We start from the raw sequence: 24,838 nt of genomic DNA, 5'->3' as shown, positions 1-24,838 counted from the left end.
CGTACGGTGTGAAGGTGTATTCGATCGACATTCCGCGTCCCTCCTCAGGCACTGGAAGTCACGGGGATCCCGGCCGCCGGGGTCCCCTGACACAGCCTGTCGCAGAATATCACCTTCGTTTGCAAATGCCCATCCAGGGCGGCCGGCAGACCTCAGGTCAGCAGACAGCTGACCCGCTCCACGCCCCGGTCGGGCGGCTCGTCGAAACCGGCCTCCAGGCCGTGCTTGCGCATGAAGGCGAGCATGCGCAGGTTGATGTCGAGCACGTCGCCGTAAAGATGGCGCAGGCCGGCCTCGCGCGCGCCGGCGATGAGGGTGGTCATCAGGCGGCTGGCCACCCCGGAGCCTTGCCAGCCGTCGAGCACGCTCAGGGCCAGCTCGGCGCTGCCTTGTTCGGCATCGACGACGAACCAGCCCGCCTCGCCGATGATTTCCTCGCCGTCCGGGCCCCAGATGCAGGCCACCCAGGCCGCGTGCCGCACGCCGTCGGCGTTGACGAGGTAGGCGATCAGCTTGGGCGAGGCGCCGTTCACGCTGCCGTGGAAGCGGTTGCGGCGCGAGGAGCCGCTGAGCCCCAGCACGAAGCCCTGCATGGTTTGCGAGTCTTCGGTGCGCACGCGGCGCACGAAGACGGGCGGCCGGGCGGTGGGCGTCATGGGCCGACCTCTTCCGTGGTTTCGCGCGCCAAGCCGAACAGCGTCACGTCGTCGTGCGGCTCGAAGCTGCCCACGTGGGCCGCCAGCCGCGCGCGCACGGCATCGACCAAGGCCTGCGCCGAGCCGGTTTCGTGGGCCAGCACCTGCCCCAGAGCCGCTTCGCCCAACGGCCCCGACGCGCCGAGCGCGTCGCTGGCGCCGTCGGTGTACACGAGCAGCCGGGCGCCGGGCCGCAGGGTGAGGGTCTGCACGGTGCAGCGCCGGCCGGCCTCCAGCCCCACGGCCGGGCCGGTGGTGTCGAGGCGCACCGGGGCTTCACCGGGCGCCTGCTGGACATAGGGCGCCTCATGGCCGGCATTGAGGTAGTGCATGCGCCCGCTGCCCGGCTCCAGCAGCGCGAAGAACACGGTGGCGAACATGTTCTCGTGCCCGTGCACGGTGGCGATGTAGTCGTTGACGAAGGCCACGCTGCGCACCAGCGTCTGCGGCAGTGGCTCATCGGGCGCCGCCTGGGTGGCCATGGCGCGCAGCAGCGTGCGAAAGAGCGCCATGTAGAGCGCGGCGCCCACGCCCTTGTCGCACACGTCGGCCACCACGCAGGCGAGCGCGCCGCCGGGCAGCGCGTAGGCGTCGTAGAAGTCGCCGCCGACCTGGCGGGCCGGCGTGCAGCTCGCGCCCAGCGACCAGCCCGGCAGGCTCGGCAATGCCATCGGCAGAAAGCCCAGCTGGATGCGCTGGCCGATCTGCAGCTCGCGCGACAGGGCCTGCAGCAGCTGGCTCCTGTGGTCCTGCAGGCGCTTCTTGGCCAGCGAGGACTCGATGCGCGCCTGCAGCACCACCGGGTTGAAGGGCTTGGGCAGGTAGTCGTCGGCGCCCAGCTCCAGGCAGCGCACGACGCTTTCGGTCTCGTCGATGGCCGAGACCATCACCACGGGCAGTTGCGCCGACTGCGGGCTGGCCCGGATGCGGCTCAGGGTTTCGTAGCCATCCATCTCGGGCATGGTGATGTCCAGCAGCACCAGGTCCCAGTCCTGCCGCTCGAGCTGGTCCAGCGCATCGCGCCCGTTGACGGCGATGCCCGCCTCGTGGCCCAGGCGCTGGATGCGGCGCGCCAGCAGGTCGCGGTTGAGCGCCAGGTCGTCGACCACCAGGATGCGCATGGGCCGCTCCAGCGGCGCCTGCGGCTCAGGCCGCGAGGGGTTCACGGCGTTGGCGCTCCGCGTCGAGCAAGGCATGGAGGTACGGCAGCTGCTGCAAGGCGGCCTGCTCGCCCTCCTCGATCAGGTAGGGCACCTTGGCGGTGTCGAACAGGCCCACGCGCTGCTTGAACTCCGGCAGGATCAGGATCATCTCGGAATGGTGGGCCGCGCTCTGGAAGGCCAGGCGCGACTTGAGCAGGTTGTTCGCGAGGATGGCGCTGAGCTGCGCCGCGAAACGGCCCGCGCTGCGGATGTTGTTCTGGTACGGGCTCTCGAAGCCCACCGCCACGATCACGCGGCCGCCGTTCTTCATCGCCACGCTGACCGGCAGCGGGTCGGCCATGTAGCCGTCGATCAGCAGCCGGTCGCCCAGCTTCACCGGCGCGAACGCCAGCGGCAGCGAGGCGCTCGCGCGGATCGCCTCGACCAGGTCGCCGCGCGTGATGTCCACCAGCTCACCGTTCAGGAAGTCGGTGGCGGTGATGTGCAGCGGGATGGGCGTGTCCTCGATGCGCTGTTGCCCGAAGACGGCGCGAAAGGCGGCGAGCATCGGGGCGTCGTCGCGCAGGCCGAAGCTGTCGGGCCGGAAGCCGAACAGCCGGGGCGCCAGCAGGCGCAGAAAGCCCATGTGGTTGCGCTTGGAAGTGATCTTGCGGGTCCAGGTGCGCACGGTGATGTCGGCCATCTTCGCGGCGTCGAACCCCATGGCCACCCCGGCCGCGAACAGGGCGCCGCCGCTGCAGCCGACCACGCGCTCGATGCCGATGCCGGCATCGGCCAGCGCCTTGACCACGCCGATGGCGGCGGCGCACTTGACGCTGCCCGAACCGATCACCAGCGTGACCACCGGGCCCTGGGTCGATGGCGCGGCGCGCGGCGTCATGCGGCCTCCTTGAAGCTGTCCACCGCGTGGCGCACGTCGGGGAAGATGTTGAGGATGCTGGTGAAGCCGGCGATCTCCAGCACCCGGTTCACCTGGGGCTGCACGGCGGCCACGCGCAGGTCGCCACCGGCGAGGCGGCAAGTTTTCACCGCGCCCAGCAAGGACCTCAGGCCCGCGCTGCTGGTGTAGTTCACCAGCGAGAAGTCGGCCACCAGGCGCACATGGCCCTGGTCCATGGCCTGCGCGAAACGCTGGGTCAGCTCGTCGGCATTGAGGCTGTCGATGCTGCCCGTGATGGCCAGCACGGCAATCGTGTCGTGGGGTGTGAGGGTGATCTGCAAGGGGTTCTCCAGGGGTCGGTGGGGTGCGGGCGGCACCAGGTCTTTTTCGATGGTGAAGACGTTGCCCAGGCGCGGGTGGCGCTGGTAGCGCTGGCGGTGCGAGAGTTGCCGGATCAGGTGCACGCCCAGGCCACCTGGCGCGCGGGCCTCGGCGGCGGCCGTGGTGTCCGGGGGCGCCACCGACAAGGGGTCGAAGGGCCGGCCCTGGTCTTCCAGGGTGAGCACGATGCGGCGGGGAACACCGTCCTGCACGACGCGCGCCTCCAGCGCGAGCGGCCCGGCCTGCCCCGCGGGATAGGCGTGGTGCATGACGTTGACGCAGGCCTCTTCGACGATGAGCTGAAGGTCGTGGCAGGTGGCGTCGTCGATGCGCTCGCGCTGGCACAGGTCCGTCACCAGGGCCAGCAGCGCCGGCAGCTGGGCCGGTTCCGCCGGGCACTCGAGGCGGCTCATGCGCCGTGCTCCGGTGGCGGGACCGGCTGGGGCAGCCAGGCGGTGAAGCACGACCCCTGACCCGGTGTGCTGGTGACCTCGATGTCGCCCCCCATCAGGCGGCACAGGCGGCGGCTGATCACCAGCCCCAGGCCGCTGCCGCCAAAGGCGCGCGTGGTGCCTTCGTCGGCCTGCAGGAAAGGTTGGAACAACTGGCCGATCTCTTCGGCGCTCAGGCCGATGCCGGTGTCTTCCACCTCGAAGCGCAGCACGGGCGCGCCGGGCTCGCGCTCGCGCGTGAAGACGCGCAGCCGAACCTGACCCTGGGCCGTGAACTTCGCGGCGTTGGACACCAGCGCGATCAGCACCTGCCGCAGGCGCAGCGCGTCCGCATGCACCAGCACCAGGCCGGGCTGCACGTCCACCTGCAGTCGGTTGCCGTTGGCGCTCAGCAGCGGCTGCACGGCCGCCTCGACGGAGGACAGCAGGCCGCGCAGATCGGCGTCCTCCAGGTTGAGCCGGATCCGGTTGGCGTCCAGCCGCGTCAGGTCGAGCACCGCGTTGATCATCGCGAGCAGGTCCTTGGCCGACCGCGTGATGCGCCCGAGGTCGGCGCGGGCCTCGGGGGTCGTGCTGTCGGCCAGCTCTTCTTCGAGCAGCTCGGCATAGCCGATCACGGCATTGAGCGGTGTGCGCAGCTCGTGGCTCATGTTCGCCAGAAAGGCGCTCTTGGCCTTGTTGGCCTGTTCGGCTTCCTGCCGCGCCTGTTCGAGGTGCACCGCCTGGGCCTCGATCTCGCGGTTGCGCTCTTCCAGCGCCGCGCGCGTGCGGGCGGTGCGCTGGGATTCGGCGTGGATCGCGTGCCCGAACAGCGAGAGGTAGATCGCCGCGGCCACGGCCGACAGCGCAATCGTCGTCAGCGAGGTGTCGGGGCGGAACTCGAAGCCGTTCGCGGCCGCGCCCGCCGCGATGCCGATCACCATGGCCACCACGCCACGCACCGCGTGGCGACCGCCGCCCGAGCCGAGGTTGGACGCGTGCATGGCGCCACCCAGCGCGACGATGATCCAGGGGTTCAGGCCCGAGAGCCCGCCATAGACACCGATCAGGAAAGAGTCGATCAGCAAGGCGCGCATCTCGCTGCGCCGGCTGTCGCCGGAACGGCAGCTCAGCCAGTAGGCGATGTGGGGCCAGGTCAGCATGACCGCCAGCGCCCACCACAGCGTGGCCGGCGGCTGCATCGCAAAGACCGAACCGAGCAGCAGGCCGGCGGCCAGGTGCGCGCCGATGCGCACCGGGTAGTTCACGCGCACCCCGCCGTACAGGCGCCGGGGCTCGGACAGGCCCGGCAGCGCCATCGTCACAGCGGCCCCTCGATCCGCGCCAGCAGCGCGTCGATCTTGCCCAGCAGGCGGTCGAGTTCGATCGGCTTGGTGTCGAAGTCGTCGCAACCGGCGTCCAGCGCGCGCTGGCGGTCCCCTTCCATGGCGTGCGCGGTGAGCGCAATCACCGGAATCGCGCCCAGCTCGGGGTGGGCCTTGAGGCGGCGCGTGGCCTCCCAACCGTCCATGACGGGCAGGCTCATGTCCATCAGGATCAGCGCTGGCCGGGTGCTCGCGGCGGTGCTCAGGGCATGCGAGCCATCGAAGGCCATCACCACCTCGTGGCCGCGCCGCAGCAGCCGCCGCGACAGCATGTCTCGGTTGAGCTCGTTGTCCTCGACCAGCAGGATCCTGGGCATGGGCGTCTCCAGTGCTTGTGGGTCAATCCGTGGCGGAGGTTTCGGCCAGAGGCAGGCGGGCGACCACGGTCGCGCGGAACAGGCTGCCCTCGCCCGGCGTGCTGGTGGCGGTCACGTCGCCCCCCATCAGCCGGCACAGGCGGCGGCTGATGGCCAGGCCCAGGCCGGTGCCGCCGTACTTGCGCGTGGTCTCGGCATCGGCCTGCACGAAGGGCTGGAACAGGCGGCCCAGTTGCGAAGGGGTCATGCCGATGCCGGTGTCCCGGACCTCGAACACCACCAGGGCGCCGCCCTCTTCGTCCAGCCCGCGGGTGGTTTCGATGAGGATGCGGCCGTCCTGGGTGAACTTGGCCGCGTTCGACACCAGGTTGATCAGCACCTGCCGCAGCTTGGTCAGGTCGGACTGCATGCGGCCCAGGCCCTGCGCGCAATGCACCTGCAAGGTGTTGCGGTTGGTGGCCAGCAGGGGCTGGGTGGTCGAGACCACCTGGTCCAGCAGCTCGGCCAGCTCGAAGGACTCGACGTGCAGTTCGATCTTGCCGGCCTCGATCTTCGAGAGGTCGAGCACGTCGTTGATCATCTGCAGCAGGTGCCGCGCGGCGCCCTTGATGCGGCCCAGGTCGGCGAGCTCGGCGTCGAGTTCACCCCGGTCGGAGAAGTCTTCCTCCAGCATCTCGGTGTAGCCGATGACGGCGTTGAGCGGCGTGCGCAGCTCGTGGCTCATGTTCGCCAGGAACGCGCTCTTGGTGAGGTTGGCGGCTTCGGCCTGCTCCCTCGCCTGCTCGGCCGCCAGCCGCGACTGCTCCAGGTCCCGCTTCTGTTGCTCGATGACCTCGTTGCGCGCGCGAAGCTCGCGTTTGGCGCCGATGGCCTGGCGCGTCTGGAAGTGGGAGGCCAGGCCGAACGCGGCGGTGTAGGCCACCACGGCCAGCGCCGTCATGGCCTGCGCCAGCAGCGACACCGGCAGCACCTCGAAGCCCGCGCCCGCCCCCGCCACCAGCACGCCGAGCACGAAGCACCCGGCGCCCATCAGCCCCAGGCGCAGCCCGCCGATGCTCAGGTTGGCCGCGTTGATGGCGGTGAACGAGACCACGCCGATCCACAGATCGAGGCCGGCGAGCAAGGTGAACACACCCATCAGGAAGCTGTCCACCAGCAGGTTGCGCTGCTCGGCGCCCTTGCTGTCGCGCGAGCGGCTGGCGATCGCATACGCCAGGTGCGGCCACAGCACGGCAATGGTGCAGATCAGCGCGAGGGTGCCGGCGGCGATGGGCCGCAGCTGCAGCACCGACAGCGCCACGGCGGCACAGAAGCCATGCCCGCCGATGCGCAGGCCGTAGTCCAGGCGCACCGTGGGATGCACGCGCTGCGTCGGCTCGGAGATCGGCAGTTCTGGCGAGACGGTGCTCAAGGCGAAGCCCGGTGGTTCATGAAGCGAAACCCTCCCTGCCCTGCGAGAGACAGGGTCGGCCGGGATTGTAATACGTATTATGTCTGGGCTTCAACCGATTGCCCGGCGATCGGTGCGCCGCCCGTTGAAACGGGTTCGACGTTTACAGGGGCTTCACGCGCGCGGCCTGGGCCAGGGCCTGCAACTTCACGGTGTCGGCCGCGTAGAAGCGCGCGGCCTCCGGCAGCGACATGCGGGGTGGCACACGCCCGCCGACGGCCTGCACGGCCTGGCCCACGTCCGCGCTGCCCAGCGCCTCCACGACGACGCGGTGCAGGCGCGCGCTGAGGTCTTCATCCATCTCGGCGGGCACGAGCACGCCCACCCAGATGCTGGGGTGGCCCACGTCGGGCGCCAGCCGGCTTTCGTCGAAGGTCGCGGCGGTGGGGAACCGGTCCAGCCGCTGCGCGGACAACACACCCAGCACCTTCATGCGGCCATCGGCCACCAGGCTGCCCAGCAAGGCGTCCACGGGCAGCACCGTGAAATCGATGGCGCCGCTGCGCAGATCGGCCAGCATGGGCATGCCGCCGCGGTAAGGCACGTGCGTGGCCTGGATGCCGGCGCTGGACAACAGCCGCTCCGTCACGAGGTGGAACAGCGAGCCCTGCCCCGTGCTGCCATAGCTCATGGGCCGCTCGCCACCCTGGCGCGCCAGGGCCACGAGCTCGTCCAGGTTGTTGGCCGGCAGGTCGGTGCGCGCGTACAGCGCCAGCGGCGAATCGTTGACCAGGCCCAGCAGGCGAAAGTCCGTGGGCTTGTAGCGGACGGCGCGCAGCGTGAGCGGCGCCAGCACGGTCTCGGAGGGCGACCCGATGAAGAGCGTGGAGCCGTCGTGCGCGGCCGCCAGCAGGCGGTTGGCGGCGATGGAGCCACTGGCGCCGGTGACGTTCTCCACCACCGCGGCGCGCCCGAGCCCCCGGCCCAGCGCCGGGGCCACGGCGCGGGCGAAGGCATCGGTCACGCCGCCGGCGGGTTGCGCCACCAGCACGGTGAGCGGGTGCGCGCGCGCCTGGGCCACCCGTTGCGGCATCGCGGCGAGCGAAGCCGCCCCCATGCCCGAAAGAGCGAATGCGCGGCGCGAAAGGTTCATGGGGAATGGCGTGCAAAAATGGCAACAAGCATTATGGATGGCAACCCAACATGAAGAAGCCCAAGAACGGCCCGTCAGCGCCTGCGGCTCCCCAGAAACGGCCGACGCAGCGCGACATTGCGCAGGCCACCGGCCTGTCGCAAACCTCCGTGTCCCTGGTGCTCAACGGCGTGGAGCCGTCCACTGTGTCGGCGGAGGCGCGCGAACGCATCCAGGAAGCGGCCAGGCGGCTCGGCTACGTGCCCAACCGCATGGCCCGCAACCTGCAGTCCGCGCGCACGCGCACGCTGGCCTGCATCGTTCCCGACATCACGAACCCGACCTATCCGGCCCTGATCCGCGGCTTCCAGTCCGCCGCCGACGCGGCGGGCTACGACACCATGATCTTCGACACCGACGGCACGCCCGAGCGCGAGCAGCGGGCGCTGCAATGGCTGTCGCAGGGGCATGTGGACGGCGTGATGGCGGTGTTCTTCCACGTGCAGGAAACCGAGCTGCTGAAGGCCACGCGGGGACGCCTGGCCGTGGTGCAGATCGAAAGCCAGGCGCACAAGCCATCGCGCACCATCGACAAGCTCTATATCAACAACGCGGCGGCGGCGCAGGCCATGACGCAGACCCTGATCGACAAGGGCCACCGGCGCATCGCCCTGCTGTCCGCCCCGCTGGGCCCGGGCGCGCAGCGGCAGCGCGGCTTTCGGGCCGCCATGCGGCAGGCGGGGCTGACGGCCCGCATCATCGCCGTCGACGACTTCACCCAGGCCGCCGGTGCGCGCGCGATGGTGGCCGAACTGGCAGGCGGCGACTTCCGCTGCAGCGCCGTCTTCGCCGCCAACGACCTGCTGGCCATCGGCGCCATGTCGGCCCTGCGCGCGGCGGGGCGGCGCATTCCCGAGGACGTGGCCGTGGCGGGCTTCGATGACATTCCCGCGGCCCAGTTGCTGCAGCCGCCCTTGACCACGGTGCGCCGATCCGAGCTGTCGATCGGCCGCATGGCGGCCGAGCTGCTCATCGGCCGGCTGAACGGTGCCGAGGCGGCCGAGGGGGGCCGCAATGTCGAATTGCCTTTCGAACTCGTGCTGCGCGACTCGGCCTGAGGCCGCGGCGGCGTCAACCGCGAGGAAATTTCTGCAGATCGGCCACCATCAGGCCCGTGAACTCTTCGGTCATCCGAGAGCGGCTGACGTGCTGCGGGTAAGCCATGAGCACCTGCACAGGGCAACGCGGCGCGAGGGGCGCCACGTGCAAGTCCCGCGCGAACACCGAAGCCACATAGGGATTCACGATGCCGATGCCCGCCCCCTCGGCGGCCATCAGGCAGATGGTGAACGAGTAGCTGGTGGCCACCCGCGCGGCGACGTCCACCCCGTGCGCCTGCAGCAGGCGCTGGACCTGGACCTGCGATTCGTCGTCGGCGTTCAGGGTGAGCAAGGATTGCCCTTTCAGGTCGCGCACATGCACGCGCGGCCGCTGGGCCAGCGCATGGCCCGGCGGCATCACGCACACCATCGGGGCCTGGTGCAGCACGGTGCCGTCCAGCTCGGGATGGGCCTGGGCGGCCGTGGACAGCACGGCGTCGAAGTTCCCGTGCAGCAAGCCCTCGCGCAGCTGGTGGGCGCTGGTGGTCTGCAGGTCCACATGCGCGTGCGGGTGGCGCCGGCAGAACTCGCCGATGACGCGCGGCAGGACGCTGAGGCCCAGCGCGGGCGTGCAGCCGATGCGCAGCGAACCGGAGCCGGACTTGCGCAGCTGGGCCACATGCTGCTCCACCCGGTCCAGGCCCAGGAACTGGCGCTGCACGAAGTCGAACAGCTCCCTCGCCTCCTTGGTGGGCACCAGCCGGCCCTTGGTGTGGTCGAACAGCTTGAGGCCGGTGGCCATGCCGACCTGGGACAACAGGCGGCTGACCGAAGGCTGGGTGGTGTTGAGCACGGCGGCCGCGGCCGTGGTGGTGCCGGTCTGCATGACGGCGCGGAAGGCTTCGATTTCGCGGAAATTGAGGGGTCTTGGCATGGCGGAGCGTCAGATCCACCCTATACCCACAGCGCATAGGGTGCTCGCAAGAATGAATTATTCGGAATGATGCCCGATCCCTAGACTTTCTCCCAGGCCCCACCCCGAGGGCCCTCACAGGAGCACCACCCATGACCACCCGCATCCCCCGCCGCACCCTCGCCGCCGCCGGCCTGGCGGCCCTGGCCCTCGGCCCGCTGGCCGGCACCGCCGGGGCACAGGACTTCCCGAACCGCCCCATCCGCATCATCGTGCCGTTCACGGCCGGCGGCAGTTCCGACGTGCAGGGGCGGCTGCTCGCCGACCACCTTGGCAAGCTCTACAAGCAGTCCGTGGTCGTGGAAAACCGGCCCGGCGCCGGCGGGCACATCGGCGGCAAGGCGGTGGTTGACGCGCCCCCCGATGGCTACACGCTGATGCTCGGCTCCATTGGCCTGCATGCCACCTATGGCGTGTACAGGAAGCTGCCCTACAACCCCGCCACCGACTTCAAGGTGCTGACCATCCTGGCGGAAATGCCGCATGTGGTGGTGGCCAATGAAGCGCTGGCCGTGACGGACCTGAAGTCGCTGATCGCCCTGGGCCGCAAGTCGCCCGACGCGCTCAACTTCGGCTCGGCGGGCGTGGGGTCGTCCGTGCACATGATCGGCGAGCTGTTCAAGGCCTCGGCCGAGGTGCCCATGACCCACGTCGCCTACAAGGGGAGTTCCGCCGCGTTGAACGACCTGATGGGCGGGCAGATCCAGCTCATGTTCGAAAACCCGCCCACCGTGCTGGCCCATGTGCGCAACGGCCGGCTGAAGGCGCTGGCCGTCACGGGCAAGACCCGTTCCCCGGCCCTGCCCGACGTGCCCACCGTGGCGGAAGCCGCCATCCCGGGGTTTCTCGCGACCTCCTGGACCACGGTGGCCGTCGGTGCCCAGGTGCCGGATGCGCTGGCGAACAGGCTGAGCAACGACATCCGGGCCATCGTCTCCTCGCCGGCGTTCACGCAGGCGCTGGCCGCGCAAGGCATGACGCCCGTGGCCAACACCCGCGAGGCGGCCACCCGCTTCGTCGCGGCCGAAAAACAGCGCTGGGACGGCATCATCGACAAAGCGAAGCTGGTGGCCGAATGACGAGCCATCCGCAGGCACCCTGCGCGGTGCGCCGGGTCGGATCGACCGATCAGCATTACTTTTTCGGCTACTACAACAAGAGCAACTGGCACCGCGGCGGCCGCTACCTGCTGGCGCAGCAGGTGCCGTTCAAGGACGCACCGCTCACGCCCACGCTGGAGGCCGGGATCGGCTATTTCGATCTGCAGGAGGGGGCGCGATTCCGCGAGCTGGATCGCACCCGCGCCTGGAACTGGCAGATGGGCAGCCAGCTGCAATGGCTGGATGGCCTGGGCGGGCGCCAGCTGATCTACAACGTGAGGACCACCGAGGCCGAGGCCCGCTACCCCCACTTCGGCGCGGTCATCCTCGATGCCGACACCGGCGAGCGGCGCAGCCTGCCGCTGCCGGTCTACGTCGTGGCGCCGGACAGCCGCTACGCCCTGTGCGTGGACTACCGCCGGCTCTACCTCACCCACGAGACCATCGGCTACAGCGAGCCGGGCGCCCCCTTCGACCTGCCACGGGCTCCGGCCGAGGATGGCATCCACCGCATGGATCTGGCGACGGGCGAATCGCGCCTGCTGGTGAGCTACCGGCAGCTGCGCGACTTCCATCCGAAGCCATCGATGGACAAGGCCATCCACTGGGTCAGCCACATCGAGGTCAATCCCTCGTCCACGCGCGTGCTCTTCCTGCACCGCTGGACCGAGCGGATCAAGGACGAGACCTGCTTCCTCCACCGCCTGATCACCATGAACCCCGACGGCAGCGGCATGCGGCTGCTGGAATGCTCGGACCACCCGCTGCCGCAACTGGACGAGGCCTTCGACCCCAGCGCCGTGGGCACCTTCGACTATGAGAAGTCCGAGTACCAGATCTCGCACCCGCTGTGGCGCAACGACCGCCAGGTCATCGTGTGGGGGCCGCATGCCGGCGAGATTCACTACCACCTGTACGACGACGCCGAGGGCGGCGCGGTGCAGGTGGTCGGGCGCCACGTGCTGACGGAGAACGGCCACATGACCTTCTCGCCGGTGGACGACCGCTGGTTGTTGAGCGACACCTACCCGGACGCGCGCACGCACGAGCGGATCCTGTTTCTCTACGACATGCGGACGGGCGCCCGCCACGACCTGGGCTCGTTCCACGCGGACCCGGCCCTGAGCAAGGAGAACCGCTGCGACCTGCATCCGCGCTGGAGCCGGGACGGCCGCCAGGTCTGCATCGACTCGGTGCACGGGGAAGGCCGGCAGATGTACATCGTGGACGTCGGTCACCTGACGGGGGTGGGCCCAGACCGGTGAGGGTGTGCCTTGTGTTCGATCCGTGTCCGGACAATAATATACGACGTATAAATAAGGACACCGAATGACCACCGCACACGTTTTCATCGCCACCAGCCTGGACGGCTTCATCGCGCGCCAGGACGGCGACATCGACTGGCTGCTGCAACGCGACGATCCCGCCGAGGACCACGGCTACACCGCGTTCATCGCCGACAAGGAAATGATCGTGATGGGCCGGGGCAGCTTCGAAAAGGCACTGAGCTTCGACACCTGGCCCTACGACCGGCCCGTGATGGTGCTCTCCAGGCAGTTGGCCGACGCGCCCGTGTCCGAGGCGCTGAAGGGCAAGGTCCGCTTCTCCGGCCTCGCGCCCCGGGACGCAATGAAGCACCTGGCCGAACAGAACGTGCGCCGGGTCTATGTGGATGGAGGGCAGGTGGTGCAGTCCTTCCTGCGCGAGGGTTTGATCGCCGACATGGTGGTCACCACGGTCCCTGTGCTGATCGGGTCGGGAAGGCCGCTGTTCGGCGCGTTGGCACAGGACGTGGCCTGGCGCCTGGTGGCCAGCCGCAGCTTTCCTTCCGGCCTGGTGCAATCCACCTACCGGCTCGCCCCATGAACCGACCACGGGGGCGCCCGGCCCAGGGGACGGGGGTGGCCCGCGACGACATCCTGACGGCGGCGCTGGCGCTGCTGGATGAAAGCGGTGGGCAAGGCTTGACGATGCGCGCCCTGGCCACGCGGCTGGGCGTCACGCCGATGAGCCTCTACCACCACGTGGAGAACCACGCCGGGCTGCTGCGGGCGCTGTCGGATCGCGTGTATGCCGAGGTGCTGGAGGGTGCGCCAGGGCTGGCCGCCCCTCGGGCAGAGCTGCAGGCGATCCTGACCCGCTACCACGGCGCCGTGGGCCGCCATCCGCAACTGACGCTGGCCATCTTCGCCACACCGGAGGCCTTTGCCGGGGTGACGCGCCAGATCACCGATCGCCTGGGCCTGCTGCTGGCGCAGATCACGGCCGAGCCCGACCTGTGGCGCGACGTGCTGGTGGACCATGCCCACGGCAGCGGCCTGGCCCTGGCCTCGGCCCACGGCGATCCGAAGCGGGCCCTGGCCCTGCAGGCGGACTACCGGCTGGCCCTCGACCGCCTGCTGGACCGTTTGACGGCGCCCTGACGGCGCCGGGCTCAATCGAAGGTCACTGTCGCCCTCAGCTCGTCCCTGGCTTCCCGGATCGCGGCCAGGTGCGCGGCCCGAAAGGCTTCCATCGACATCCGCTCCGCGCGCACCGACAGGCTCACCGCGGCGATTGTCTTGTCCGAGATGCTGGAGATCGGCACCGCGATGGAGCGCACGCCCAACTCCAGCTCTTCGTCGCACTCGGCCCATCCGAAGGTCCGGCAATGCTCCACCTGGCCCGTCGCGGAGGCGATGTCCTGCACCGTCTTCGGCGTCCAGGGGTCCAGGGGGGTGGTCGCGAGGTAGCTCACCACCTCCTCGCGGGGCAGCGTCGACAGCACCGCCCGGCCCAGCGCGGAGCAGAAAGCCGGCAGGCGCGACCCGATGCCCAGCCCGGTCGACAGCGTGCGCCGGCCCGTGGACCTGGCAATGATGAGGACCTCGTGGTCCAGCAGCAAGCCCAGCGAGGCGGACTGGCGCGTGCGATCGGCCAGCTTGTCGAGCACCGGTTGCGCCACCTGGGGCGCCGGTCTCGACATGAGGTACGACCTGGCCAGCAGCAAGGTGCGCGGCGCCACCCAGAAACGTTTGCCATCGCTGTGCAGGTAGTCGAGTTCGTGCAGCGTCAGCAGAAGCCGGCGCGCCGTGGCCGGTGTGTAACCCGTCAGGCGCGCCACTTCGGACAGGTTCAGCTTGGCGTGCTTGCGCTCGAAGCAGAGCAGGACCTTCAGCCCCTTCTCCAGGGACGCGATGAAATCGCGCGGGTGCGATCGTTGGGCGTCGGTCATGGGCGCATTATTGCGCAATGCGCAAAACCGGATTGCTTCAGAACGGCCCTGTCGACAGAATTCGCTGGCTGTTCCGATGCCTCGCCCGACCCGGTGGGCACCGGGCAGGCTCCCCCAACTTTCAGAGCGCCCAACCATGATCAAGAGACGACAACTTCTAGGCATCGCACCGCTGCTGGCGGTCCCCCTCCTCTCGCGTGCGAACGACTATCCCCGCATGCCCATCAACCTGGTGACGCCGCTGGCCGCGGGCGATGCGGCGGACCGGGCCGCGCGCCTGATGGGGCAGGAGCTTTCGAGGTTGCTGGGCACCGCCGTGACGGTGGCGAACCGCCCCGGTGCCGGTGGCTCCCTAGGCACCCAATCCGTGATCCGCGCGCCCAAGGACGGCTACACCCTGCTCTACGCGCAGAACAGCCCGCTGACCATCCGGCGCGTGATCGAACCGGATGCCGCCAACTACGATCCCTTGAAGGACCTCGTGCCTCTGGCCTTGACCACCCGCAGCCCTTCGGTGCTGGTGACCTACAAGGACGCGCCCTTCAAGACCGTGAAGGAAATGATCGAGCAGGCGCCCAAGAGCGCCCACGGCATCCGCATCGGCAACGCCGGTCCCGGCTCCGTCGGCGAAATCAGCGTGCAGTTGATGAACGCGGCCACCGGCGCCTCGTTGAGCTCCGTGAACTACAAGGGCGCGGCACCCGCCGTCACCGACCTGCTCGGCGGCCACATCGATGCCGTCGTTCTCGCGCTGGGGGCGGTCAGCGCCCACATGCGCACCGGCGCGTTGCGCGCCCTGGCCATCTCTTCGCCCTTCCCCGAGTTCCCCAACGTGCCCACGCTGCGCCAGGCGGGCTACAAGGCCGATCTTCTGGGCGTGTGGTTCGGCTTCTTCATGCCCGCCGGCGTTCCCAAGGACGTGCTGGACAAGATCGTCCCCGCCCTGGAAGAGGTCGCCCGCAACGCCAGCATCTCGGCGCAACTGCTGCCGGCGGGGATCGTGCAGGAATGGGGCTCCGCCAGGGCCCTTTCCGAAGAAATCACCAACGAATACCGGGCCGTCAGCGAGTTGCTCGGCCCGGCTTCCAAGAACACCAAATGAAAGCGGTTGTGATGTCAAAGGGTATTCATGTGGCCATCGTGGGCGGTGGCATCGGCGGTCTCGCCGCCGCGGTCGCGTTGCGCCATCGGGGGATCAGCGTCGCGGTGTACGAACAGTCGGGCGTGTTGCGTGAGGTCGGTGCGGGCATCTTCGTCTACCCCAACAGCCTGAGGCAACTGGAGCGCATGGGCCTGGGCGATGCCCTCGCCCGCGTGGGCGCCAAGGTCGGCGCCGGGTCCGAGTACTACCGCATGGACGGCACGGTCGTGGGCAAGATCCTGACCACCGACTCCAGTGGCTGGAGCGGCATGTACGGCATGCACAGGGCCGACATCCTGAAGGCGCTGGCCGACGCGCTCCCACCCAGCTCGATCCACACCGGCCATCGGTGCGTCGACTTCAGCCAGGACGAGCACGGCGCCCGCCTGGTCTTCGAGAACGGCCATGTGGCGAACGCCGATGTGGTGATCGCTGCCGACGGCATCAACTCGGTCTTGCAGAAGCACGTCGTCGAGCCGTCCGCCCCCGAGTACGCCGGCTTCCGGGCGTACCGGGGCCTGATCTCCGCGGACAAGCTCCCCGAGTGGCGGCGCGAGGCGCACCAGGTCTGGATGGGCGATGGCAAGCACTTCATGGTGTTTCCCGTCCGAGGTGGCGAACTGGTGAACTACGTCGGCTTCGTGCCGACGACCAGCGAGACCGCCGAGTCCTGGTCCGCCATCGGCGACCGCGACGAACTCGCGGCCTCGTTCACCGGCTGGGATCCCCGCGTGACCGGCCTGCTGGACAAGGTGGAAACGTGTTTCTGGTGGGGCCTCTACGACCGCAAGCCGCTGGGACAATGGGTGAACGGACGCCTGGCACTGCTGGGCGATGCCGCCCACCCCATGCTGCCCCACCTGGGCCAGGGCGCGAACCAGGCCATCGAAGACGGCACGGCCTTGGCCGTTCTGCTGCAGACCTGCGCCGAAGGCCGCTCCGTGGAGGACGCGCTCAGGCGCTACGAGGCGCTGCGCCGCCCGCGCACGTCCATGGTGCAGGCGGAAGCCCGCAAGAACGGCATGCGCTACGACTCCAAGTACGCGGACCTGGGCCAGCGCGATCGGGAGATCGCGAACTCCGCCACGCTGCGCAAATCGCTCTACGACCACGACATCGAGAAGGAAGCCCTCGAGTCCCTGAGCCTCGATGGGGTGTCGGCCTGAGCACCCAGGCGTCGCATCGCCGCCTCCATTCGGGGGCGGCGTTGGCGACGACGCTTACTCCCACTCGATGGTCGCTGGCGGTTTGGAGCTCACGTCGTAGGTCACGCGGTTGATGCCGCGCACCTCGTTGATGATGCGGCCGCTGACCTTCTTGAGCAGCGCATAGGGCAGCTCGGCCCAGTCGGCGGTCATGAAGTCGCTGGTCTGCACCGCGCGCAGCGCCACCACGTAGTCGTAGGTGCGGCCATCGCCCATCACGCCCACGCTCTTGACCGGCAGGAACACGGTGAAGGCCTGGCTGGTGAGTTCGTACCAGGTCTTGCCGCTGTGCGGGTCGACGGTGGAGCGCAGTTCCTCGATGAAGATGGCGTCGGCCCGGCGCAGCAGGTCGGCGTAGTCCTTCTTGACCTCGCCCAGGATGCGCACGCCCAGGCCCGGCCCCGGGAACGGGTGGCGGTAGACCATGTCGTGCGGCAGGCCCAGCGCCACGCCCAATTCGCGCACCTCGTCCTTGAACAGGTCGCGCAGGGGTTCGAGCAGTTTCAGGCCCAGTTGCTCGGGCAGGCCACCCACGTTGTGGTGGCTCTTGATGGTCACGGCCTTCTTGCTCTTGGCCCCGCCGGATTCGATCACATCCGGGTAAATAGTGCCTTGTGCCAACCACTTGGCGCCTTTTGTTGAAGCACCACTTGAAATGAGTTTGGCGGCTTCCGCCTTGAACACCTCGACGAATTCGCGGCCGATGATCTTGCGCTTGGCCTCCGGGTCGCTCACGCCGGCGAGGTGGCCGAGGAACTGGTCGGCCGCGTCCACCCGGATCACCTTGGCGTGCAGCTTGCCGACGAACATGTCCATCACCATGTCGCCTTCGTTCAGGCGCAACAGGCCGTGGTCGACGAAGACGCAGGTGAGCTGGTCGCCGATGGCGCGGTGGATCAGGGCGGCCGCCACCGAGGAATCGACCCCGCCGGACAGGCCCAGAATGACCTCTTCATCGCCCACCTGCTGGCGGATCTTCTCCACCGCCTCGGCGATGTGATCGCGCATCACCCAGTCGGGGTTGGTGCCGCAGATCTCGAGCACGAAGCGCTCCAGCAGTGCCCGGCCCTGCACGGTGTGCGTGACCTCGGGGTGGAACTGCACCGCGTAGAAGCGGCGCTCCTCGTCGGCCATGCCGGCGATCGGGCAGCTCGCCGTGCTGGCCATGAGCTTGAAGCCCGGGGGCAGCTCGGTGACCTTGTCGCCGTGGCTCATCCACACCTTGAGCATGCCGTGGCCTTCGGGGGTGGTGAAGTCGGCGATGTTCTTGAGCAGCGCCGTGTGGCCCCGGGCGCGCACTTCGGCGTAGCCGAACTCGCGCGTGTGCGAGCCTTCCACCTTGCCACCCAGCTGCTGCGCCATGGTCTGCATGCCGTAGCAGATGCCCAGCACGGGAATGCCCAGCTCGTACACCGCCTCGGGCGCCTTGTCGTCCACCTCGTACACGCTGGCGTGGCTGCCGGAGAGGATCACGCCCTTGAGCTGGCCGTCGGCGGCGAACTCGCGCACCCACTCGCTGCTGACGTCGCAGGGGTGCACTTCGCAGTACACGTGGGCTTCGCGCACGCGGCGGGCAATCAGCTGGGTGACCTGGGAACCGAAATCTAGGATGAGGATTTTCTGGTGCTGCATGGCTTGACGGGGGACTTCAGAAAAAAACAAAGGTCGCCCCGAAGGACGACCCGTTGAGCAAGCGGCCACCCCGTCCAGGGGCACCGCGGAACCGGCTTTGCCGGGCCGCTGGTGCCGCCCCCCGGGGGGTGACGCCGCAGGCGGCGCGGGGGGAACTCATTCAGCCCGGTAGTTCGGGGCTTCCTTGGTGATCTGCACGTCGTGCACGTGGCTTTCGCGGATGCCGGCCGAGGTGATCTCGACGAATTCGGCCTTGTCGCGCATGTCCTCGATGCTCGGGCAACCGCAGTAGCCCATGGCCGCGCGCAGGCCGCCGGCCATCTGGAAGATGATGGAGACCACCGAGCCCTTGTAGGGCACACGGCCTTCGATGCCCTCGGGCACCAGCTTGTCGGCGTTGGGGTTGCCGGTGCTGCTTTCCTGGAAGTAGCGGTCGGCGCTGCCCTGCTGCATGGCGCCGATCGAGCCCATGCCGCGGTAGCTCTTGTAGCTGCGGCCCTGGTACAGCACGATCTCGCCCGGCGCCTCTTCGGTGCCGGCGAACATGCCGCCCATCATCACGGTGTTGGCGCCGGCCGCGATGGCCTTGGCGATGTCGCCGCTGTAGCGGATGCCGCCGTCGGCGATCATCGGCACGCCGGTGCCCCGCAGCGCGGTGGCCACGTTGTCGATCGCCATGATCTGCGGCACGCCCACGCCGGCCACGATGCGGGTGGTGCAGATCGAGCCCGGGCCGATGCCGACCTTGACCGCGTCGGCACCGGCTTCCACCAGGGCCAGCGCGGCGGCGCCGGTGGCGATGTTGCCGCCGATCACGTCGATCTGCGGGTAGTTCTGCTTGACCCAGCGCACGCGGTCGAGCACGCCCTTGCTGTGGCCGTGGGCGGTGTCGACCACGATGGCGTCCACGCCGGCCTTGACCAGCGCTTCCACACGTTCCTCGGTGCCCTCGCCCACGCCCACCGCCGCGCCCACGCGCAGGCGGCCGGCGGCGTCGCGCGCGGCGTTGGGGAAGTTGAGCTGCTTGGTGATGTCCTTCACCGTGATCAGGCCCTTGAGCTCGAAGGCGTCGTTCACCAGCAGCAGGCGTTCCAGCTTGTGCTTGTTGAGCAGCTTCTTGGCCTCGGCGGGCGTGGTGCCGTCGGGCATGGTGACCAGGCGCTCGCGCGGCGTCATGATCTCGCTCACCGGCAGGTCGTAGCGGGTCTCGAAGCGCAGGTCGCGGCCGGTGACGATGCCCACCACCTTGCCGGCGTCGACCACCGGGAAGCCGGAGACGCCCAGGTCGTCCGAGAGCTTCATGACCTGGCGGATCGTGGTCTGGGGAGAAATCACCACCGGGTCGCGCAGCACGCCCGACTCGTAGCGCTTGACCTTGGCCACGTGGGCCGCCTGCTCCTGCGCCGTGAGGTTCTTGTGCACGATGCCGATGCCGCCTTCCTGGGCGATCGCGATCGCCAGACGGGCTTCGGTGACGGTGTCCATGGCCGCGGAGACCAGGGGCAGGTTCAGCTGGATGTTGCGGGAGAACTGGGTGGCAAGCGAGGCGTCCTTGGGCAGGACCTGGGAGTACGCTGGCACCAGCAACACGTCGTCGAAGGTGAGCGCTTTGCCGAGGAGGCGCATGGGTAAAGCTCCAAAAGCGTCGATTGTAGCCGGCCGACCTTCGGGCAAACCCGCACACCCCGTCCCACCCCGGGTACCGCTCAGGCTCGAAAAGCTACCGCTCCTGCGGCTTGTGGCCGATAAAACCGCAGATGCCACCATGCGCGCAGGGGCCCGCCGCTAAACTCCGCCAATGCCTCAAAAACGCCCTTCGACGCCGTCCTGGCGAGCCCCTCTGGCGGCGGGATTCCTGCTGCTGGCCTGCTCGATCGCCTCCGCGCAATGGGTCTGGAAGGAAGGTGATCGCAAGGTGTTCAGCGACACCGCGCCCCCCGCCAGCGTGCCCGACAAGAACATCCTCAAGCGCCCCGGCGGCGGCAGCGCCCCGATGCCCGCGCCGGCCGCGGTTGCGCCCGCCAGCACCGAGACCGGCGCAGCGTCCCCTGCGGGTGCGGCGCCTCAGGCGGCCGCCCCTCAACTGCCCACGGTCGACAAGGAACTCGAGGCCAAGAAGAAACAGACCGAACAGACCGAGGCCGCTCGCCAGAAGGCCGAGGAGCAGCGCGTCGCGCAGGCGCGCACCGAGAGTTGCAACCGCGCCAAACAGGCCAGGGCCACCCTGGATTCCGGTGTGCGCCTGGCCACCACCAATGCCAAGGGCGAGCGCGAGATCATGGACGACAAGGCCCGCACCGCCGAGGCCAAGCGGCTCGATGACGTGATGCGCGGCAACTGCGGGCCGATGCCCAAGTCCGGCCCTCAGTAACCGGCCTTCGACCCCGGGCGCCGGCGGGCGAAAAGCCCCGTGGAGCGCGCGCCCTGCCCCATGAAGCGTTCGCGGCGCGCCACCTTCGGGTCCACCCGCAACCCACGCACCACCTCCACCCGATCGCCCTCGCGCAACAACCGGTCCCAACCGGCCTTGCGCCCCCAGATGCCGAGCGCCAGCGGTTCGGCCTCGATGTCGGGAAAGCGCTGCAGCCAACCCGCCTGATCGAGTGCCTGGCGCAGCGTGCACCCCTCGGGCACGTCGAGCACCTCTTCCACCACCTCGCGGGGCGCAGGAGCGTGCATCAGTGTGATCTTCATGGGGTGGTGATCAGTCCGCGCCGTATACCTGGTCGGCCCGCTTCACGAAAGCGTCCACCAGGCTGCCGGCGATCTTGTCGAACACCGGGCCGACCAGGGCCGCCAGGGCCGAACTGGCGAAGCCGTAGCTCAGCTTGAAATCGACCTTGCAGGCACGCTGGTCACCCTCACCCAGAGGGGTGAACTCCCACACACCATCGAGCTGGGAGAACGGCCCGTCCACCAGCTCCATGTGCACCTTGCGGTCGGCCTCGTGCGTGTTGCGGGTGGTGAAGCTCTGGCGCAGGCCGCTGATGGCGATGCCCACGCGGGCCACCATGCCCGCTTCGTTTTTTTCCAGCACCTGGCCCTGATCGCACCAGGGCAGGAACTGGGGGTAACGCTCGATGTCGGTGACCAGCGCGAACATTTCGTGTGCGCTGTGCCAGAGCAAAACGGACTTGTGAATGGTTTTCATACAATCCAACTCATTGTATTGGCCTGAAACGGCCGCACCTTCCGCTTCATGTCCACCAAAAGCAGCAAAGAATCTTCCACCAAAGGCGTTGACAGCCGCATCGCCGAGAACCGCAAGGCGCTCTTCAACTACGCGATCGAAGAACGCTTCGAAGCGGGCATGGTGCTGGAAGGCTGGGAGGTCAAGGCCCTGCGCGAGGGCAAGGTGCAGCTCACCGACGGGTATGTGGTGATCCGCGAGGGCGAGATGTTCCTCATCGGCTGCCAGATCAACCCGCTGCACACCGCCTCCTCCCACGTGAGCCCGGACTCGGTGCGGACCAAGAAGCTGCTGCTGCACAAGGAGCAGATCCGCCGCCTTGTCGGCAAGGTCGAACAGAAGGGCTATGCCCTGGTGCCGTTGAACCTGCACTGGAAGACCGGCAAGGTGAAATGCGAGATCGCGCTGGGCAGGGGCAAGGCCGAACACGACAAACGCGACACCATCAAGGACCGCGAAGGCAAGCGCGAGGTCGAGCGTGCGATGAAGTCGCGCAGCCGCTGAGGTTTTTTCGCGGCGCGGGAATAAACCCGCCACAGCCGGCGTTCATCCCTGTGCAGAGCCTGTCTGCCCATACCTTCAACGGAGAACGCCATGAAATTCCTGATTCCCCTGACCCTGGCAGCGGCCCTGCTGGGTGGCTGCGCCTCGATGTCGTCCGCCCCGGCCCCTGCCATGGCCAGCGATGGCGTGCTGGTCGGCCCCAATCGCATGACCCTCTACACCTTCGACCGCGACGTGGCGGGCAGTGGCAAGTCGGTCTGCAACGGGCCCTGCGCCACCAACTGGCCGCCGCTGATGGCCGGTGGGAACGACAAGGGCAACGGCGACTACACCGTCATCACGCGCGATGACGGCCAGAAGCAGTGGGCCCTGAAGGGCAAGCCGCTGTACCACTGGGCCAAGGACACCAAGCCCGGCGACAAGACCGGTGACGGCTTCAACAACGTCTGGCGCGTGGCCAAGCCCTGAGCCGCCTCCAGCCCACCACGGCCACTGCCGCGCCGAGACATGAGACGCGCCGAACTGATCGACCAGATTCCCGGTCTGCGCCGCTATGCGCGCGCGCTCACCGGCGACCCCTGGGCGGCCGATGACCTGGTGCAGGACACGCTGGAGCGGGCCTGCGCCAAGTGGCGGCTCTGGACGGTCGGCACGGATCTGCGGGCCTGGCTCTTCACGCTCATGCACAACCTGCACGTCAGCGGCCTGCGCCGGGTGCAACGCCGCGAAGGCAGCGGCCTGCCGGTGGACCCGGACGACGTGGCGGCCGAGCTGGTGGCGCCCGACGCCGCGCAGGACCTGGCCATGGACCTGCAGCGCTGCCTGCTGCGCCTGCCCGAAGAACAGCGCGTGGTGTTGCTGCTGGTGAGCCTGGAGGACATGAGCTACGAGCAGGTGGCCCGCATCACCGGGAGCCCCATCGGCACCGTCATGTCGCGGCTCTCGCGCGCCCGCACCCGCCTGCAGGCGCTGATGAACGCGGCGGCCCAGAGCGTGCCGCCCGATGCCTACGCTCCTCCCCACCTGAGGCGGCTGAAATAGCACCGCCCGCAAGACCATGGACACCCCCCTCACCCAGCCGCTGACCGACGCCGAGATCAATCGCCTGCTCGATGGCGAGGTGCAAGGCGGCGAGCGGGACGCGCTGTTGCAACGGCTGCAGGGCGATCCGCACGGCCGCGAGCGCCTGGCCCACTGGCAGACCCAGCGCGACGCCATCCGACAGTTGCATGCCGGCCTGCTGCAGGAACCCGTGCCGCCCGGCATGCGGGAAGCCGCGCACCGCACCAGCGATGCACAGGCCCGCGTGTCCGGCTGGTGGCGCTGGGGCGGCATGGCGGCCGGCATCGTGCTGGCCTTCGGCGTCGGTCGTTTGTCGAACCACGAGTGGCCGAGCGGGCCCGCGCCAGGTTCTGCCCCCTTGGCCACCCTGCCCGCCTTCGCGCGCGATGCATCGGTCGCCCACGCGGTGTACTCCCCCGAGAAGCGGCACCCGGTGGAGGTGGGCGCGGTGGATCAGGAGCACCTGGTGCAATGGCTGTCGCGCCGCACCGGCAAGGCGCTCAAGGTGCCGCGCCTCGATGCCTTGGGCTACGAACTCGTCGGTGGCCGCCTGCTGCCGGGCGACGTGGGTGCGCGCGCGCAGTTCATGTTCCAGAACGCCCAGGGCGTGCGCATCACCTTGTACCTGGGCGCCCTCGCCCCCACCACGGAACCTGCCGAGGCCAGCGGCGAAACCGCTTTCCGCTTCGCGCAGGAGGGCCCGGTGCCCGGCTTCTACTGGGTGGACCAGGGGTTCGGCTACGCCCTGAGCGGGCCGCTGAGCCGCGACGCACTCATGGCCCTGGCCGAGGCGGTGTACCGCCAGCTCTAAGCCGCGGCCCTCAGCCCAACCGCCGCAGCGGGTGCTCGTCCACCGGCCAGGGGCTCTCGAAGAAAGCGGCGACCTCCGCTGGCGTCACGTCTTCGATGCGGGCCGGGTTCCACCGGGGCGCATGGTCCTTGTCCACCGCCAGGGCGCGGATGCCTTCCACCGTTTCGCTGGCGGCGCCGGGGCGCAGGTGGAAACAGCGGTGCACCATGTCGCGCTCCATGCGCAGGTCGTCGGCCAGGCCCATGCCGCGCGCCCGTCGAATCTGGTCGAGCACCACGTGCAGCATCAAGGGCGAGCGCTGGCGCAGGGTGGTGGCGGTCTGGCGGGCCCAGTCGCTGTCGGTCGCTTCGAGCGCGGCGATGATCGTCGGGACATCGGGCAGGCCGAAGATCCGGTCCACCTCTTTCGCCGGCCAGGGGGCGGGCGCTGCGGTGGTGCTGAGGTGGCTCGTGCACCAGCGTTCCACCGACGCGCCGTTTTCGAACGGCGTGCGCTCGAGCGAGGCCCACAGGCCGGGCAAGCGGCCGGCGTCGATGAAGCCATCGGCCAGGCCCGCCGTGATGGCCTCGCGGCCGGTCAGCACCAGGCCCGTGAGCGCCAGGTACTCGCCCAGGCGGCCCGCGCAGCGGCTCAGGAAGTAGCCCCCGCCCACGTCGGGAAACAGGCCGATGTTGGTTTCGGGCATGGCCAGCTTGCTGCGCTCGGTGACGATGCGCAGGCTCGCGCCCTGGCTGATGCCCATGCCACCGCCCATCACGATGCCGTCCATCAGGGCGATGTAGGGCTTGGGGTAGGTGTGGATGAGGTGGTTGAGCGCGTACTCCTCGGTGAAGAAGTCTTCCAGCGCTGCATCACGGGCCAGGGCCGCCTGGTGGAAGAAGCGGATGTCGCCGCCCGCGCAGAACGCGCCGAACGGGCCTTCCTTGTTGACCCCGCGCACCACCACCGCGAGCACCGCGTCATCGTCGCGCCAGGCCTGCAAGGTCTGCGTAAGGCTGCGAAGCATGTCGAGCGAGAGCGCGTTGAGGGCCTTGGGCCGGTTCAGGGTGATGCAGCCCACGCGCCCCCGGATTTCGGCAACGACATGGGTTTCGGGTGTCAGAGAAGTCATCTTTGTTCTTCCGGTCAGTCG

At 69.0% G+C, this 24,838-nt stretch carries 27 protein-coding genes; 12 read left to right on the top strand and 15 right to left on the bottom strand.

Translation table 11 applies throughout. From position 1 onward, the window contains the following. Window positions 1-152 precede the first annotated feature (152 nt). From ABSY19_RS27525 to ABSY19_RS27490, 8 genes are all read right to left on the bottom strand, one after another. The gene (locus tag ABSY19_RS27525) at window positions 153-656 is read right to left on the bottom strand and encodes a GNAT family N-acetyltransferase (RefSeq protein WP_291117186.1); all 504 of its coding nucleotides are present in this window, start codon (window positions 654-656) and stop codon (window positions 153-155) included. Then, entirely contained in the window at window positions 653-1,861 is a 1,209-nt protein-coding gene (locus tag ABSY19_RS27520; protein WP_382157616.1) for a PP2C family protein-serine/threonine phosphatase, read from the bottom strand. The genes ABSY19_RS27525 and ABSY19_RS27520 overlap by 4 nt, the downstream gene beginning before the upstream one ends. Beyond that, the gene (locus ABSY19_RS27515; RefSeq protein WP_382157614.1) at window positions 1,842-2,738 is read right to left on the bottom strand and encodes a patatin-like phospholipase family protein; all 897 of its coding nucleotides are present in this window, start codon (window positions 2,736-2,738) and stop codon (window positions 1,842-1,844) included. The genes ABSY19_RS27520 and ABSY19_RS27515 overlap by 20 nt, the downstream gene beginning before the upstream one ends. Continuing rightward, window positions 2,735-3,532, bottom strand: coding sequence for an anti-sigma factor antagonist (locus ABSY19_RS27510; RefSeq protein ID WP_382157612.1), 798 nt, complete (start codon window positions 3,530-3,532; stop codon window positions 2,735-2,737). The genes ABSY19_RS27515 and ABSY19_RS27510 overlap by 4 nt, the downstream gene beginning before the upstream one ends. Further along, window positions 3,529-4,869 (bottom strand): ATP-binding protein, encoded by a 1,341-nt coding sequence (locus tag ABSY19_RS27505; RefSeq protein WP_382163964.1) that lies wholly within the window; start codon window positions 4,867-4,869, stop codon window positions 3,529-3,531. Before ABSY19_RS27505 ends, ABSY19_RS27510 begins: the two co-directional genes overlap by 4 nt. Window positions 4,870-4,871: 2 nt before the next feature. Further along, on the bottom strand, window positions 4,872-5,252 hold the full coding sequence (locus ABSY19_RS27500; protein ID WP_291117197.1) for a response regulator: 381 nt from the start codon (window positions 5,250-5,252) through the stop codon (window positions 4,872-4,874). A gap of 22 nt (window positions 5,253-5,274) precedes the next feature. Next, window positions 5,275-6,663, bottom strand: coding sequence for an ATP-binding protein (locus tag ABSY19_RS27495; protein WP_382157610.1), 1,389 nt, complete (start codon window positions 6,661-6,663; stop codon window positions 5,275-5,277). Between the two features lie 142 nt (window positions 6,664-6,805). Beyond that, on the bottom strand, window positions 6,806-7,795 hold the full coding sequence (locus ABSY19_RS27490; protein WP_382157608.1) for a Bug family tripartite tricarboxylate transporter substrate binding protein: 990 nt from the start codon (window positions 7,793-7,795) through the stop codon (window positions 6,806-6,808). 50 nt (window positions 7,796-7,845) lie between these two features. Here ABSY19_RS27490 and ABSY19_RS27485 point away from each other — a divergent pair, with 50 nt between their 5' ends. Next, complete coding sequence (locus tag ABSY19_RS27485) at window positions 7,846-8,892, top strand: LacI family DNA-binding transcriptional regulator (RefSeq protein ID WP_382157606.1); 1,047 nt, start codon at window positions 7,846-7,848, stop codon at window positions 8,890-8,892. Between the two features lie 13 nt (window positions 8,893-8,905). Here the strand turns inward: ABSY19_RS27485 and ABSY19_RS27480 are convergent, their stop codons facing one another. After that, window positions 8,906-9,808: a LysR substrate-binding domain-containing protein gene (locus ABSY19_RS27480; RefSeq protein ID WP_382157604.1), complete on the bottom strand. Its 903-nt coding sequence runs from the start codon at window positions 9,806-9,808 to the stop codon at window positions 8,906-8,908. 131 nt (window positions 9,809-9,939) lie between these two features. Here ABSY19_RS27480 and ABSY19_RS27475 point away from each other — a divergent pair, with 131 nt between their 5' ends. From ABSY19_RS27475 to ABSY19_RS27460, 4 genes are all read left to right on the top strand, one after another. After that, window positions 9,940-10,926: a Bug family tripartite tricarboxylate transporter substrate binding protein gene (locus tag ABSY19_RS27475; protein ID WP_382157602.1), complete on the top strand. Its 987-nt coding sequence runs from the start codon at window positions 9,940-9,942 to the stop codon at window positions 10,924-10,926. Further along, on the top strand, window positions 10,923-12,212 hold the full coding sequence (locus tag ABSY19_RS27470; protein ID WP_382157600.1) for a hypothetical protein: 1,290 nt from the start codon (window positions 10,923-10,925) through the stop codon (window positions 12,210-12,212). The genes ABSY19_RS27475 and ABSY19_RS27470 overlap by 4 nt, the downstream gene beginning before the upstream one ends. Window positions 12,213-12,276: 64 nt before the next feature. Continuing rightward, window positions 12,277-12,813 (top strand): dihydrofolate reductase family protein, encoded by a 537-nt coding sequence (locus tag ABSY19_RS27465; protein ID WP_382157598.1) that lies wholly within the window; start codon window positions 12,277-12,279, stop codon window positions 12,811-12,813. Further along, window positions 12,810-13,370: a TetR/AcrR family transcriptional regulator gene (locus ABSY19_RS27460; RefSeq protein ID WP_382157596.1), complete on the top strand. Its 561-nt coding sequence runs from the start codon at window positions 12,810-12,812 to the stop codon at window positions 13,368-13,370. The genes ABSY19_RS27465 and ABSY19_RS27460 overlap by 4 nt, the downstream gene beginning before the upstream one ends. Before the next feature lie 11 nt (window positions 13,371-13,381). On the opposite strand, the gene ABSY19_RS27455 is transcribed toward ABSY19_RS27460, so the two are convergent. Continuing rightward, a complete protein-coding gene (locus tag ABSY19_RS27455) occupies window positions 13,382-14,161 on the bottom strand; it encodes an IclR family transcriptional regulator C-terminal domain-containing protein (protein ID WP_382157594.1) in 780 nt (259 codons plus the stop codon). Between the two features lie 217 nt (window positions 14,162-14,378). Between ABSY19_RS27455 and ABSY19_RS27450 the strand changes: the two genes are divergently transcribed. Beyond that, window positions 14,379-15,263, top strand: a complete 885-nt coding sequence (locus tag ABSY19_RS27450) for a tripartite tricarboxylate transporter substrate binding protein (protein ID WP_382157593.1) — start codon at window positions 14,379-14,381, stop codon at window positions 15,261-15,263. 11 nt (window positions 15,264-15,274) lie between these two features. Then, window positions 15,275-16,468: an FAD-dependent monooxygenase gene (locus ABSY19_RS27445; RefSeq protein ID WP_382157592.1), complete on the top strand. Its 1,194-nt coding sequence runs from the start codon at window positions 15,275-15,277 to the stop codon at window positions 16,466-16,468. Between the two features lie 54 nt (window positions 16,469-16,522). On the opposite strand, the gene guaA is transcribed toward ABSY19_RS27445, so the two are convergent. Beyond that, a complete protein-coding gene (gene guaA, locus ABSY19_RS27440) occupies window positions 16,523-18,139 on the bottom strand; it encodes a glutamine-hydrolyzing GMP synthase (RefSeq protein WP_382157590.1) in 1,617 nt (538 codons plus the stop codon). Window positions 18,140-18,295: 156 nt separating this feature from the next. After that, window positions 18,296-19,765, bottom strand: a complete 1,470-nt coding sequence (guaB, locus tag ABSY19_RS27435; RefSeq protein WP_291115661.1) for an IMP dehydrogenase — start codon at window positions 19,763-19,765, stop codon at window positions 18,296-18,298. 172 nt (window positions 19,766-19,937) lie between these two features. On the opposite strand from guaB, the gene ABSY19_RS27430 reads away from it, so the two are divergent. Next, window positions 19,938-20,510: a DUF4124 domain-containing protein gene (locus tag ABSY19_RS27430; protein WP_382157588.1), complete on the top strand. Its 573-nt coding sequence runs from the start codon at window positions 19,938-19,940 to the stop codon at window positions 20,508-20,510. Here the strand turns inward: ABSY19_RS27430 and ABSY19_RS27425 are convergent. Continuing rightward, window positions 20,504-20,833, bottom strand: a complete 330-nt coding sequence (locus ABSY19_RS27425; RefSeq protein WP_382157586.1) for an RnfH family protein — start codon at window positions 20,831-20,833, stop codon at window positions 20,504-20,506. The genes ABSY19_RS27430 and ABSY19_RS27425 overlap by 7 nt on opposite strands. A 10-nt stretch (window positions 20,834-20,843) precedes the next feature. Beyond that, window positions 20,844-21,290, bottom strand: a complete 447-nt coding sequence (locus tag ABSY19_RS27420) for a type II toxin-antitoxin system RatA family toxin (protein WP_382157584.1) — start codon at window positions 21,288-21,290, stop codon at window positions 20,844-20,846. 48 nt (window positions 21,291-21,338) lie between these two features. On the opposite strand from ABSY19_RS27420, the gene smpB reads away from it, so the two are divergent. The 4 genes from smpB (at window position 21,339) to ABSY19_RS27400 (ending at window position 23,706) form a co-directional block, all read left to right on the top strand. Beyond that, window positions 21,339-21,833 (top strand): SsrA-binding protein SmpB, encoded by a 495-nt coding sequence (gene smpB / locus ABSY19_RS27415; protein WP_291115673.1) that lies wholly within the window; start codon window positions 21,339-21,341, stop codon window positions 21,831-21,833. 90 nt (window positions 21,834-21,923) lie between these two features. Next, the gene (locus ABSY19_RS27410) at window positions 21,924-22,301 is read left to right on the top strand and encodes a hypothetical protein (RefSeq protein WP_382157582.1); all 378 of its coding nucleotides are present in this window, start codon (window positions 21,924-21,926) and stop codon (window positions 22,299-22,301) included. Window positions 22,302-22,340: 39 nt separating this feature from the next. Then, the gene (locus tag ABSY19_RS27405) at window positions 22,341-22,874 is read left to right on the top strand and encodes a sigma-70 family RNA polymerase sigma factor (RefSeq protein ID WP_382157580.1); all 534 of its coding nucleotides are present in this window, start codon (window positions 22,341-22,343) and stop codon (window positions 22,872-22,874) included. A 16-nt stretch (window positions 22,875-22,890) separates the two neighbouring features. Further along, a complete protein-coding gene (locus ABSY19_RS27400; protein WP_382157578.1) occupies window positions 22,891-23,706 on the top strand; it encodes an anti-sigma factor family protein in 816 nt (271 codons plus the stop codon). Window positions 23,707-23,716: 10 nt separating this feature from the next. Here the strand turns inward: ABSY19_RS27400 and ABSY19_RS27395 are convergent, their stop codons facing one another. Further along, entirely contained in the window at window positions 23,717-24,817 is a 1,101-nt protein-coding gene (locus tag ABSY19_RS27395; RefSeq protein ID WP_382157576.1) for an enoyl-CoA hydratase/isomerase family protein, read from the bottom strand. Window positions 24,818-24,838: the final 21 nt, after the last annotated feature.

The organism is Hydrogenophaga sp. ANAO-22 (assembly GCF_042466645.1).
Taxonomy (GTDB): domain Bacteria; phylum Pseudomonadota; class Gammaproteobacteria; order Burkholderiales; family Burkholderiaceae_C; genus Hydrogenophaga.
The sequence above is the reverse complement of the archived record's forward strand: the minus strand, read 5'-3'. Positions and strand labels throughout refer to the sequence as shown.

Bases quoted from the DNA above. Each gene is read 5' to 3' on its own strand.
- ABSY19_RS27525 (WP_291117186.1), bottom strand. From the start codon at position 656: ATGACGCCCACCGCCCGGCCGCCCGTCTTCGTGCGCCGCGTGCGCACC.
- ABSY19_RS27425 (WP_382157586.1), bottom strand. From the start codon at position 20,833: ATGAAGATCACACTGATGCACGCTCCTGCGCCCCGCGAGGTGGTGGAA.
- ABSY19_RS27420 (WP_382157584.1), bottom strand. From the start codon at position 21,290: ATGAAAACCATTCACAAGTCCGTTTTGCTCTGGCACAGCGCACACGAA.
- ABSY19_RS27405 (WP_382157580.1), top strand. From the start codon at position 22,341: ATGAGACGCGCCGAACTGATCGACCAGATTCCCGGTCTGCGCCGCTAT.
- ABSY19_RS27465 (WP_382157598.1), top strand. From the start codon at position 12,277: ATGACCACCGCACACGTTTTCATCGCCACCAGCCTGGACGGCTTCATC.
- ABSY19_RS27460 (WP_382157596.1), top strand. From the start codon at position 12,810: ATGAACCGACCACGGGGGCGCCCGGCCCAGGGGACGGGGGTGGCCCGC.
- ABSY19_RS27490 (WP_382157608.1), bottom strand. From the start codon at position 7,795: ATGAACCTTTCGCGCCGCGCATTCGCTCTTTCGGGCATGGGGGCGGCT.
- ABSY19_RS27450 (WP_382157593.1), top strand. From the start codon at position 14,379: ATGCCCATCAACCTGGTGACGCCGCTGGCCGCGGGCGATGCGGCGGAC.
- ABSY19_RS27475 (WP_382157602.1), top strand. From the start codon at position 9,940: ATGACCACCCGCATCCCCCGCCGCACCCTCGCCGCCGCCGGCCTGGCG.
- ABSY19_RS27400 (WP_382157578.1), top strand. From the start codon at position 22,891: ATGGACACCCCCCTCACCCAGCCGCTGACCGACGCCGAGATCAATCGC.
- ABSY19_RS27430 (WP_382157588.1), top strand. From the start codon at position 19,938: ATGCCTCAAAAACGCCCTTCGACGCCGTCCTGGCGAGCCCCTCTGGCG.
- ABSY19_RS27485 (WP_382157606.1), top strand. From the start codon at position 7,846: ATGAAGAAGCCCAAGAACGGCCCGTCAGCGCCTGCGGCTCCCCAGAAA.
- guaA (WP_382157590.1), bottom strand. From the start codon at position 18,139: ATGCAGCACCAGAAAATCCTCATCCTAGATTTCGGTTCCCAGGTCACC.
- ABSY19_RS27480 (WP_382157604.1), bottom strand. From the start codon at position 9,808: ATGCCAAGACCCCTCAATTTCCGCGAAATCGAAGCCTTCCGCGCCGTC.
- ABSY19_RS27455 (WP_382157594.1), bottom strand. From the start codon at position 14,161: ATGACCGACGCCCAACGATCGCACCCGCGCGATTTCATCGCGTCCCTG.
- ABSY19_RS27445 (WP_382157592.1), top strand. From the start codon at position 15,275: ATGTCAAAGGGTATTCATGTGGCCATCGTGGGCGGTGGCATCGGCGGT.
- ABSY19_RS27395 (WP_382157576.1), bottom strand. From the start codon at position 24,817: ATGACTTCTCTGACACCCGAAACCCATGTCGTTGCCGAAATCCGGGGG.
- smpB (WP_291115673.1), top strand. From the start codon at position 21,339: ATGTCCACCAAAAGCAGCAAAGAATCTTCCACCAAAGGCGTTGACAGC.
- ABSY19_RS27470 (WP_382157600.1), top strand. From the start codon at position 10,923: ATGACGAGCCATCCGCAGGCACCCTGCGCGGTGCGCCGGGTCGGATCG.
- ABSY19_RS27515 (WP_382157614.1), bottom strand. From the start codon at position 2,738: ATGACGCCGCGCGCCGCGCCATCGACCCAGGGCCCGGTGGTCACGCTG.
- ABSY19_RS27500 (WP_291117197.1), bottom strand. From the start codon at position 5,252: ATGCCCAGGATCCTGCTGGTCGAGGACAACGAGCTCAACCGAGACATG.
- ABSY19_RS27410 (WP_382157582.1), top strand. From the start codon at position 21,924: ATGAAATTCCTGATTCCCCTGACCCTGGCAGCGGCCCTGCTGGGTGGC.
- ABSY19_RS27510 (WP_382157612.1), bottom strand. From the start codon at position 3,532: ATGAGCCGCCTCGAGTGCCCGGCGGAACCGGCCCAGCTGCCGGCGCTG.
- ABSY19_RS27505 (WP_382163964.1), bottom strand. From the start codon at position 4,869: ATGGCGCTGCCGGGCCTGTCCGAGCCCCGGCGCCTGTACGGCGGGGTG.
- guaB (WP_291115661.1), bottom strand. From the start codon at position 19,765: ATGCGCCTCCTCGGCAAAGCGCTCACCTTCGACGACGTGTTGCTGGTG.